Consider the following 3,030-nt stretch of genomic DNA (forward strand, 5'->3'; position numbering starts at 1 on the left):
ATGCAAGATATAAAACTAGAGGAAAAATATTCTGATAAAAAAAAGAAAAATTTAAACTTAATAAGCTTTATAGACAAGCATATTTCAAATACAAGTAGATTTGCTATAAATGAATGTGGAAGTTATTTAGAATTTTTAGGAGATAGAGATTTGAATAATAAAAAATTACTTAAATCTAATTTTTGCAAAAATAGATTTTGTCCAATGTGTTCTTGGAGAAAAACAAAGAAGGATACAATGCAACTTTCAATTTTAATGGAGTACTTGAAAAAAGAATTTGGATATGAATTTATATTTCTTACTCTGACTGCTCCAAATGTTCCTGGAGAAAAACTTAATGATGAAATTAAAGATTTCAATGAAAGTTTTTTAAGATTAGCTAAAAGAAAAGAGTTTGTAAAAATAAATAAAGGTTATGTTAGGAAATTAGAAATAACTTATAACAAAAAAGAAAATACATATCACCCACATTTTCATGTGATCATTGCAGTAAATAAGTCTTATTTTAAAAATAAAGACTATTTATCTAAAAAGAAATTTTTAGAACTTTGGAAAGAGTGTAAAAGAGATAATGCAATAAATCAAGTTGATGTTAGGAAGATAGATGTATCTGATAAAAAGTCAATTTCAGAAATTGCAAAATACGGTGCAAAAGATAGTGATTATACAGTTAGTCAAGAAGTATTTGACATGTTTTACAAAGCACTAAAGAGCAAAAAACTTATAACATATAATGGAATTTTTAAAGAGATTTTAGAACTATATAAACAAGGTGATTTGGATTATCTGAAAGAAATTGATACAAATTATTATGAATTTTTGATATCGCATACTTGGAATTTTGATAAAAACGAATATAACTTATTTGCTTTTAAAGAGTTAAGTGAAGAATATAAAATAAAATATAATAAAAAACTAATTGAGGAATTTGATATAGATTAAAATATGTTATAATTAAATTATTAAATTTACTCATTTAATATTTAAAAAAGAGAAACAGATCTGTTAGGTTTGTTTCTCTTTTTGTGTGAAAAAAATAATCTTAGATACGAAATCAAGATGCAGATTTAAAAAATTTTCTATGAAATGTTTAGAAAAATTTTTAAATACTATCTTGATGAGTTCGAAAAAATATACTTTTAAATTCCTCACTTCTTCATGAAGTGGGGTTGCTTAACGGCGAGTGATAGAAAAGTTTTTTGGGTTTGCCAATTTTTCAAAAATGGCAAGGTCTTAATGTTTTTTAGTCTCACAAATAATTTTAAATTTCCTAAAACCACTAAGAAAAATGTGGTTTTTTTTGGGTGGAACTTTGGTGTTTTTTTGGTGGTACTTTGGTGGAACATAGCCCTCTGCAAGAGCCCTTCTTTTGATACACTTGTCAAAAGTATATAAGGGTTTCTTTGACAAAGAAACAAACCGATGATATTATGATTGAAAATCATAATATTAGGGGGTGAAAAAATGAAACAAGCGACCGTTTCATTTGTTAAGGGAAAAGGAAACATTAATCATAACAATAGAAAATTCTTAACTGATAATATTGATAAAGATAGAGTTAAAAATAATATAATTTATGTTCAAAAAGATTTAAAAGAATTTTATAAAGAGATTTTTCAAAATGAAGTTGATGAATATAATTCAAAACAAAAAAGAGCCGATAGAAAAATTGATAATTACTATGATAAAATTGCAAAGTCGAAACAAGAAAATCTCTTTTATGAAATTGTGGTCCAAGTTGGAGATAAAGATTTTGCAGATAAATCATCTGCCACTAGAGTATTGAATGATTATATGATTGACTTTGAAAAAAGAAATCCAACTTTAAAAGTTTTCAATGCTGTAATGCACTTAGACGAAGAAACTCCACATTTACATATTGATTTTGTTCCAGTTGCAGAAGGTTATAAAAAGGGTTTATCGAAACGTAATTCCATATCTAAAGCTCTTGGTGGTCAAATGGTTGATTGGTATGAAAGAGAGAGGGAACATATAAAAGAATTAGCTAAAAGTGAAAATATAGAAATAATCCAAAAGAATGAGCCTAAGAGGTCTTACATACCCATTATTGAATATAAAGCTTTGAAAGAGAGTTCTAAATATGTCTTAGACGCATTTAAAGAGAATTTAAAGCATATGGAGGATATGAACAAAGGATTTACTGAATATAAACTTAAATATGATAATGCAGAGCAAAGAATAGAGAATACAATAAAATCAAATTCTAAATACTCAAAAGGTATTTTTGGTGGTTCAGGTAGTTATTATATTCAAGAAAATGATATGTATAAACTTACGGGGACTTTATTAAGACAGTTTTTAGGAGACGATTATAAGCTTTTTACAAATAAAGCAGAAAAATTGACTTCGTCGTATGACTTTGATGAAAATAAATTGATGCAGAATTTAGCAACCAATGAAGATTTATTTAAAGAGATAAATAAACTTGAATTGGAAAACAAAAGATTAAAGCAAATAGAAAAAGATTATAACTCACTTAAATCTGAATTGGATTATGTAAAGGATCATATTAAAAAAACAACTGAAGAAAAATATAGAAATGAAATTCAACAAATAAAAAAAGATTTGGCAGCATACAAAGAGGCATATATAAATTCAAATTCAGAAAAAAAGCATTTAATTGATTTATTTAATAAATATGACTTATCAGAAGTGGTTGAAGAAAAGAAAAAAAATGAGCCTAAATATAAAAATAAAAATACAGAAATTGAGATGTAAATTTTTAATAAAAATACCCCCAAAAATGGGGGTGTTTTTTTGCTTTTTCCTCTATCTTGATACTATAGGAAACATCTTTCGGACGTTTTTGTTGTTTACGACCCTGTTTCAAGCTAGTATTTTCAACGGTTTCAGACAATAAAAAAAACTATCTCCTGCATGGAAAAAGTATGGTATAATTGAATTGACGAGAAACAATTATAAAACACTTAGAAAGGAGATAGCTTTATTTATTAATTTAATAAAATTTTATACAATTTCATGATTAATTATACAAGCTAAAAAGATAAA

2 protein-coding genes are annotated in these 3,030 nt (G+C 25.7%); both read left to right on the top strand.

The genetic code is table 11. From position 1 onward, the window contains the following. Positions 1-942 (top strand): protein rep (locus NWE74_RS19080; protein ID WP_258244645.1); only part of this gene is annotated, 942 nt, incomplete at its 5' end. Positions 943-1,464: 522 nt separating this feature from the next. Continuing rightward, positions 1,465-2,739: a plasmid recombination protein gene (locus NWE74_RS19085; RefSeq protein WP_258244646.1), complete on the top strand. Its 1,275-nt coding sequence runs from the start codon at positions 1,465-1,467 to the stop codon at positions 2,737-2,739. Positions 2,740-3,030: the final 291 nt, after the last annotated feature.

The organism is Romboutsia lituseburensis, assembly GCF_024723825.1.
Lineage (GTDB): Bacteria > Bacillota > Clostridia > Peptostreptococcales > Peptostreptococcaceae > Romboutsia_F > Romboutsia_F lituseburensis_A.